This is a genomic window from Pannonibacter carbonis, from assembly GCF_003012935.1.
GTDB lineage: Bacteria > Pseudomonadota > Alphaproteobacteria > Rhizobiales > Stappiaceae > Pannonibacter > Pannonibacter carbonis.
On record NZ_PUDR01000014.1, the window covers coordinates 98,347 to 106,139 of the forward strand.

Below are 7,793 nucleotides of genomic sequence, written 5' to 3' on the forward strand. Positions count from 1 at the left end.
CAATGCAGCCACATTCCACGGTTAAAATAGGTCGATAAATTGCGAGGCAATCATCTTGAACGAACGTCAAGGAGCCGCGCGAGAGTATGTCCGCCATCAGTACAGTCGCAAACGCAGGGGGGCTTCCCAGCTATTCTCAGGCCAGCATAGTGGCGACGGGGTCGAGGATGATCGGTCCCGACATTCTGAGATCGCTGGCCATCCTTCTCGTCATGCTCGTTCACCTGCCGCTGAACGCCACCCCTGATGCGTTGGTCGCCATTCGAGAATATGGCTGGCTCGGTGTCGATATATTTTTCGTGCTCAGCGGGTATCTAATCGGGACGCAGCTGTTCAAGGAGATGGCTCGGACTGGCGGTGTCGATTTCAGGTCGTTCTATATCCGACGCGCCTTCCGGATATTCCCGGCCTTCTTTGTAGTATTGGCATTGTACGCGCTCGTGCCCATGGTGCGCGATACGCCCACCATGCAGCCGATTTGGAAGTTTGCGACCTTCACCGTCAATCTCGGGTTCGATCCGAGAGAAGGCAACGCCTTTTCACAGGCATGGACTCTTGCGGTCGAGGAGCAGTTCTACCTGGTCCTGCCTCTGTTAGTGCTTCTCCTCTATAAGCGCGTCAGCGCGGGATGGGTGCTGGTCCTTGCGGGAATGCTGACGCTCGGCGGGATCGCGCTGCGATATTCGATATGGGATGTGCAGGTGGGGGGCCTTGTCGCAGAAGGTCAATTCCGCCCCGCATTCGCGACGTACCTCCGCGATGTCTACTATCCGACCTACACGCGTCTCGATGGCTTGCTCTTCGGCGTGGTGCTTGCGGCTGTGCGCTTCTTCAAGCCCGAACTTTGCAAACGGTATCTGTCGCCCAAGGTGACGTTGCCTCTCGGGCTGTTTTTCGTGATCGGGGCGCTGATCTGCTTCGTCATCAGGGGGCCACTCGCAGGGCAGGGCATTTTTCCGGTGTTTCAGGCCCAGCTCGGCGCCGTCGCCGGTTTTCCGTTGGTCTCTATCGGGATCGCACTTTTGTTCTGTGCCATGCTCGATCTTGAAGGCGTTTTGAAACGCTGGCCCGTGCCGGGGGCGGCACTCGTAGCAACACTGTCCTACAGCCTCTACCTCACGCACAAATCCGCATTTCATCTCATGCGCCTGCTCGTCGGAGAAGAAAACCTGCAAGGTAGCGTCGGCTTTGTCGCCTATCTGATTGCTAGCTTCGCCGTTGCAGCTGTCCTCTGGTTCTTGGTGGAGCAGACTTTCCTGCGTCTCCGCGATAGACTGTTGTCGCCATCCAAATGATGTCGGCCCGTCATTGCAGATATCGAGCTTTCCAAGGCAATGAGCGGATCTCGTGTTCTGCTGGAGCCGCGGAAGTTTACGGTAGAAGCGCTGCCGGTTGCATGCAGCGCGCGATAATATCTAAAAGATGAGGACGGCTCTGCCATAGTGGAGGAGGCTTTTGCTGATTTTGAGAGGTCACTCCATGCACCTGATTGCGCTTATAATCTTCTCCCTGTTCTTGGGGGTTCTTCCAGGGGAAGCGCAGGCGCAGCCTTGGCAACGCGCCGATCCTGCATCAGCCGGCTGGTCCGTCGAGGAGCTGAAGGTGGCGCAGGACTATGCCGCCACCCTGAGCCCAACGGCGGTCATGGTCGTGCAGGACGGCAAGGTGATCGCCAGTTGGGGCGACGTGTCCCGCAAAGTGAATGTTGCCTCCGTCCGCAAAAGTCTGCTCAGCGCTCTATACGGGATCGCTGTTTCCGAAAGCCGCATCGATCTCGGCAGCACGCTTGCCGATCTCGCCATTGACGACAAACCTCCGGCACTGACTGGAGCGGAAAAACGGGCCACGTTGCGCGATCTGCTCATGGCGCGGTCGGGCATATACCACCAGGCCGCCTATGAAACCGGCGACATGCGGCGAAACAGGCCGGGGCGGGGGAGCCATGCCCCCGGCACGTTCTGGTTCTACAACAATTGGGATTTCAACGCGCTCGGCACGATTTATCGTGAGCAGACCGGCGAGGACATTTTCCGGAGCTTTGCCCAGCGGATCGCCCAACCGATCGGCATGCAGGATTTCTCAGCGCGGGACGGCAGCTATTCGCTCGAAAACTTGTCCATCCATCCGGCTTATCCGTTTCGCCTCAGCGCCAGAGACGCGGCCCGTTTCGGTCAGCTCTATCTTGACGCAGGGCGCTGGAGCGGCCGGCAGGTCATTCCGGCGTCGTGGGTGAAGGCATCCACCACGGCCTATTCCGCCACCGATCGCGGCAGCATGGGATACGGCTATCTCTGGTGGACGTTGAACCCCGACGTATTTGGCCCCGGTGCTGCCCTTGCATCTGGCTATGGCGGTCAGGCCATTGCCATTGTTCCGTTAAAACACTTGGTGGTCGTGCAAACCGTGGACCCGGCCCAAAACACGAAGGGCATCAGGACGAGCCATTTCGTCAAGCTGTTGCAGCAAATCGCGGTGGCGGCTCCAAAACGCCCGTAGATCCTGACGAAGGTTCCGGGATTTTCGCGACAATAGTTACGTTGAAAGCTGGATATGAAAACAATAGGGATCCTTGGCGGCATGTCCGCCGCCTCGACGCAGATTTACTATCGCGAGCTTTGCAATCGAACGCGGGAGCGCATAGGTGGGCTTCACTCGCCTGAATTGCTTATTCGGTCCCTTGATTTCGCTAAGATCGAAGCCTTGCAGATGGCCGGGAAATGGGAGCAGGCCGGGGAGGTCTTGAATCGGCAAGCTAAGGCACTCGAACGTGGGGGAGCGGATTTCATCATTCTCGCAACGAATACGATGCACAAGCTTGCGGAACAGATGATGCAGGGCGTTTCCGTCCCCTTGTTGCACATTGCCGATGCGACCGCCGAACGCATTCAGCAGAGCGGATTGCGTTCGCCGGGCCTCATGGCGACCGCTTTCACCATGGAGCAATCTTTCTATACCGAGCGGCTGGCGGCGACCGGCCTCACGCCGATCATCCCGGAGGCACAAGACCGGGCCGAAACGCACCGCATTATCTACCAGGAACTCTGCCGCGATCTTGTCACCAAGGAGAGCGAGGTGGCCTATATTGCCATCGCTCAACGACTTGTCGATCACGGCGCGGATTGCCTTATCCTCGGCTGCACGGAAGTCGGAATGCTGCTCAATCAGGGCAACGTGTCGGTGCCGGTATTCGACACGACCTTGGTGCATTGCGACGCGGCACTGACTATGGCGCTGGACGAATAGGGTCTGGCTGCAATTGTTCTCTGTCGCGCATAACCTGACTTCTGAGGCGCCGCAAAAGTCTCAGATTCATGCGATTCGAAACTCGGGAATTTTGCGAAAGACACGCCCCAATCGCCGGAGGCTTCGCGGATGGGCGCGGGCCGGCCGTGGTCGTCTCGGTCGGCGCGGGCCTGGTGGTGCTCGCCTTCGTCATCTTCGGACTTTGGCAAGACTCTATCGTCGGCCTGGTGGTCGGCATCCTGATAATGGACCTTGCGGTGCAATCCTCTCAGGTTGCCAACCAGGCGCGCGTCTATGCGCTCGATCCGACCGCCCGCAGCCGGCTCAACACCGTGTTCATGGCGACCATGCTCGCCGGCGGCGCGGTCGGGGCTGGCATCGGCGGCGCTGCCTATGCGTCATGGAGCTGGACCGGCACATGCGCTTTCGGCGCGATCTCGGCCGTCCTCGCTCTGCTGTTGTCGCGGAAGTCCTGATTTTGCAGCGATGCAAAAGTCCGGCTAACAGATCGGGCGAAATTCGGGATTTGCGCGACAGATCAGGTTCGGCTTGTAAGCAACTTGATCCCTGCAAAGGTGAAGAACACTCCCAATCCTGCGTCGATCCACCTACGAGCGCGATCGTAAGCCGTAACGACGCGCTTGGTAGAGAAGGCGACGGCATAGGCGATATGACCGACAACCGAGAGGATCGTGGTTCCGACTACGATAACGAGTGCGGTTGAGGCTGGGGCGGAATGCGCGAGGCCGAGCGACATGATTGCGATCCACGTCAACGCAGCCTTCGGGTTGGTCATCTGGACTGTCAGGCCACGCAGAAAATACGTGCGCAGGCTGCTTGCCGCTAATCCGGCCGGGTCTATGATCGGCCTTGTCGAAGCGGCCGAGCGAAAGGCTTTGAAGGCCAGCCAGAACAGATAAAGCCCGCCGACGATCTTGATGGCCGTCAGCACTGAAGCATAGGCCGCAATCAATGCCGTCAGCCCGATCGCGGTCATAGAGGCCCAGAGCAATGACCCTGCCGAAATACCGAGTGCCAGTGCAACGCCCGCTTTGCGGCTGATAGCCATCGACGTGCCGACGACAGAGAGAATATTCGGACCGGGGCTGAACATTCCAAGCGCAAAGGCACCGAAAGCCAACCCTATCTCCGGCAAATGCTCCATATAACTTACCTCCGGTCTGATGCGTAAATCCCGAGTATTGCACGAATTGAATCGCGGGTTTTTGTAGCGTACCAAACCCGGGATTTGTGCGACGGTTAGCGTCGTAGCGAAGGCCGCTGTAAGGAAGGTTGGAGGGATCGCCTTCTGCGCGGCTCAAGCGCCTGCGCGCAACTCCTCGATCAGCTCGGGATGGTGGTCGAGAAGCCAAAGCAACTGGCTGGTCGGACCGCTGGGCTCCACCAGGCCCCGTTCGTATTTGTCGAAAGCGTTCTCTCCGACCTTCAGCAGACCGCCGGCCTCGCGTTGCGAGAGCTTCAGCTTCTCGCGAACCCGCCGGATCGTCGCCGGAGAGGGAATGCCTTCGACTTCTTCCTTTAGCGCGCGCAGCGCGGCATCGGTCACCGCCATGTCGTCGCCGACATGGACGCCTTCGTCGCCGCTTTCCGGGTAGTAGCCCGGCAGTTGAACCGTGATACTTTTCCCCTTGTAGGTCACGAGCGACGGGCGAACGCCACGACGCAGGGTTTCCCCGGTCTCCGGCGAAACGATCGTCTCCGGCAGCTTCTGTTTCGATACCGCCATGGTCATTTCTCCTTGAACGACATGACCGTGAACTCGGTGATGACGTCGGCCGGGAACTTCACGTAGAGCGTCAGATCCCGCGCCGGGACATGGTAGACGTCCTGCCAGAGCCGGTGATCAGCGAAGGTCGTCATCGACTTGTAGAACATTAGAACATGCGCCCCTCTATTCCGGCGATGGTTTCGACCACGCCCGACCGGTCGAAACCGACACTATTGGCATCGCGAAGCGCGGATGACGTCATCGCCAGCGTGCTGACCGATCCCAACGCGATCTTGATCGCCTCGAGATCATAGGTCGGGCGCTTTTTTTCCCATCGCTCAATCTGCCACCTTAATGGTGGCAAATAAAGAGAGATGAGAGAGGGGGAGGAGAAAGAAGACCTTGCTCGCGGATCGGCCGAGCCGGTGTCGCTGACGCTCAACCGCGTCCTGCGCGATCCCAGCCCGTCGTCCCGCGCAGGGCTGCTAGCCCCGCTTGTCCAGCCGGGCAGGGGTGCTCGGGCGCAGTTGCACCGCCCCGTCCGCTCCGCGGGCCGGAGGGGGTCTTCGGGAAGAAGACGGAGAGGGACCGGAGTGAGGCTCCGCGTCCGCAACCCCTGGAAGGAGCATTCCCATGCATCTGATGAAGGTCGATCCGCGCGCGCTAAAGGACAATCCCGACCGCACGCGTCAGACGAAGTCTACCCCGCAGGCCGACGCCCTGCTGCTGGCCACCATCAAGGCCGTCGGTCTCGTGCAGCCCCCGATGATCGCGCCGGAGAGCGGCGGCGGCAATGGCTACATCATCGACTCCGGCCATCGCCGCGTGAAGCAGGCGATCAAGGCCGGCCTCGAGGAGATCGAGGTTCTGGTGGTCGACGCCGCCAATGACAATGGCGCCATGCGCTCCATGGTCGAGAACATCGCCCGCGAACCGCTCAACCCGGTCGACCAGTGGCGCGCCATCGAGCGGCTCGTCGCACTCGGCTGGACCGAGGAGGCGATCGCCGTCGCGCTGGCCCTGCCGGTGCGCCAGATCCGCAAGCTCCGGCTGCTGGCCAACATCCTGGCTGCCATGCTGGACCAGATGGCGAAGGGCGACATGCCGAACGAGCAGCAACTCCGCACCATCGCGGCTGCCTCGCTCGACGAGCAGAAGGAGGTCTGGAAGGCGCACAAGCCGAAGAAGGGCGATCCTCAGGTGTCGTGGTGGAGCGTCGCCAACGCGCTCACGAAGAAGCGGATGTATGCGCGCGACGCCAGCTTCGGCGATGACCTGGCACAGGCCTATGGCATCCAGTGGGTCGAGGACCTGTTTGCGCAGGCCGATGAGGACTCGCGCTACACGACGGATGTCGAGGCCTTCCTCGGCGCGCAGCAGGAATGGATGACGAGCCACCTTCCGAAGAAGGGGATCGTCACCGAGGCTAATAACTGGGGTCAGCCCGAACTGCCGAAGAAGGCGGAGCGTCTCTACGGCAAGCCGGGCAAGGGCGACTGCACGGCGATGTATCTCGACCGCGAGGGCAAGGTGCAGACCGTGCACTACCGCATGCCCGAGGAGAAGAAGGCCAAGGGCAAGGCCGACGCGGCTGTCGACGATGTCGGTACGCTGGCGAAGCCCCGTCCGGACGTCACCCGCAAGGGCATCGAGATGATCGGCGATTTGCGCACCGACGCGCTGCACGAGGCGCTGTCGCGGGCGCCGATCGAGGACGACATGCTGATGGCGCTGCTGGTGCTCGCCTTCGCCGGTCAGAACGTCCGCGTCGATTCCGGCGCCGGCGGCGAGTTCCGGTGGGGCAGCCGCTTCGGGCGCCATGCGGCGGAACTGTTCGACCAGGAGGGTAAGCTCGCCTTCGACATGGACACGCTGCGCATCGCCATCCGGAGCGTGCTGATCGACGTGCTGTCGTGCCGGGAAAATGCGACGAAGTCGGGCATCCTCGCCCTCGTCGCCGGTGATGCGATTGGCGCGGACGGGTTCTTGCCAAACATGGGCAGCGACGACTTCCTGTCCTGCCTCTCGCGTCCGGCACTGGAGGCGTCGTGCAAGGATACGCCTGTCATGCCGCGCCAGCGCGTCAAGGACACGCGTGCCGCGCTGGTCGAGCATTTCAAGGAGGGGCACTTCGTCCACGGCTCAGCGCTGTTCGCGCCGGGCACCGCGACGCTGAGCAAGTGGCTCACGGAGCACAGCGCCAGCGCGGACGATGACGACGGCACGCCCGCCGATCAGGACGAGCTCGATGGCAACGAGGCGATCGAGCCTGCGCACGATTTCGACGCGGACGAGGACCGTTTCGACGAGGCCGACATCCCCGAGAGCTTCCGCGAAGCCGCCGAATAGGCCGCTCCCTCTTCTTCCGAATGCACTTCACCGCCGCCGGTCACTCCGGCGGCGGCTTCGTTTCAACGCCTCGCGCAATCACGGAGGACACCATGTCCGCACATCTCATCTATGACCACGCACCCATAGGTTCGCTCATTGCCTGGTCCGACGGCGCGCCACGCCCGCCGGAGCGTCATCGCAAAAAGCTCGCCGCCTGGCGGAGCACCAACAGCCGGGGGCGGCTGATCGCCAGGCGCGGGGACCGCGCGATCGGGAATCTCTCCCTTTCGGCTACCTTCACCGTGCACGAGGCCGATTACGGCGCCGGTGGCGTCGTCGCCATCCGCGTGCATCGCACCTTCTCGCTGGAATCGGCGCTCAGCTTCACCATCGTGGAACGTCCCGCCATCGGCTCGGTGCGCGTGTTCGACCGTGCTGGCGAAGGCGCCGAGCTCGTCCATCTCGCCACGCATCGCGCCGCGGCCGAGGA

The 7,793-nt window shown here is 61.5% G+C and carries 10 protein-coding genes; 6 read left to right on the top strand and 4 right to left on the bottom strand.

The window, feature by feature from the left end; all coding sequences use genetic code 11:
* The first annotated feature begins 167 nt into the window (after positions 1-167).
* The 4 genes from C8348_RS18115 to C8348_RS18130 all read left to right on the top strand — a co-directional run bounded on the left by C8348_RS18115 (position 168) and on the right by C8348_RS18130 (position 3,719).
* Positions 168-1,295 carry an acyltransferase family protein gene (locus C8348_RS18115; RefSeq protein WP_198647123.1) on the top strand — a complete coding sequence of 376 codons (1,128 nt, stop codon included), beginning with the start codon at positions 168-170 and terminating at the stop codon, positions 1,293-1,295.
* 184 nt (positions 1,296-1,479) lie between these two features.
* Positions 1,480-2,496, top strand: a complete 1,017-nt coding sequence (locus C8348_RS18120; protein ID WP_106754700.1) for a serine hydrolase domain-containing protein — start codon at positions 1,480-1,482, stop codon at positions 2,494-2,496.
* 54 nt (positions 2,497-2,550) lie between these two features.
* The gene (locus C8348_RS18125) at positions 2,551-3,243 is read left to right on the top strand and encodes an aspartate/glutamate racemase family protein (RefSeq protein WP_106754701.1); all 693 of its coding nucleotides are present in this window, start codon (positions 2,551-2,553) and stop codon (positions 3,241-3,243) included.
* 68 nt (positions 3,244-3,311) lie between these two features.
* Complete coding sequence (locus tag C8348_RS18130; protein ID WP_198647124.1) at positions 3,312-3,719, top strand: MFS transporter; 408 nt, start codon at positions 3,312-3,314, stop codon at positions 3,717-3,719.
* A gap of 62 nt (positions 3,720-3,781) precedes the next feature.
* Here the strand turns inward: C8348_RS18130 and C8348_RS18135 are convergent, their stop codons facing one another.
* From C8348_RS18135 to C8348_RS22465, 4 genes are all read right to left on the bottom strand, one after another.
* Entirely contained in the window at positions 3,782-4,408 is a 627-nt protein-coding gene (locus C8348_RS18135; RefSeq protein ID WP_106754702.1) for a LysE family translocator, read from the bottom strand.
* A 153-nt stretch (positions 4,409-4,561) separates the two neighbouring features.
* On the bottom strand, positions 4,562-4,990 hold the full coding sequence (locus C8348_RS18140; protein ID WP_106754703.1) for a type II toxin-antitoxin system MqsA family antitoxin: 429 nt from the start codon (positions 4,988-4,990) through the stop codon (positions 4,562-4,564).
* Positions 4,991-4,992: 2 nt separating this feature from the next.
* Complete coding sequence (locus tag C8348_RS22460; RefSeq protein ID WP_198647113.1) at positions 4,993-5,139, bottom strand: type II toxin-antitoxin system MqsR family toxin; 147 nt, start codon at positions 5,137-5,139, stop codon at positions 4,993-4,995.
* Positions 5,139-5,414 (bottom strand): type II toxin-antitoxin system MqsR family toxin, encoded by a 276-nt coding sequence (locus tag C8348_RS22465; protein ID WP_198647114.1) that lies wholly within the window; start codon positions 5,412-5,414, stop codon positions 5,139-5,141. Before C8348_RS22465 ends, C8348_RS22460 begins: the two co-directional genes overlap by 1 nt.
* 191 nt (positions 5,415-5,605) lie before the next feature.
* Here C8348_RS22465 and C8348_RS18150 point away from each other — a divergent pair, with 191 nt between their 5' ends.
* Together C8348_RS18150 and C8348_RS18155 are read left to right on the top strand one after the other, a co-directional pair.
* A complete protein-coding gene (locus C8348_RS18150; protein ID WP_106754622.1) occupies positions 5,606-7,321 on the top strand; it encodes a ParB/RepB/Spo0J family partition protein in 1,716 nt (571 codons plus the stop codon).
* A 92-nt stretch (positions 7,322-7,413) separates the two neighbouring features.
* Positions 7,414-7,793: hypothetical protein (locus C8348_RS18155; RefSeq protein ID WP_106754720.1), on the top strand; the 380-nt coding region annotated here is incomplete at its 3' end.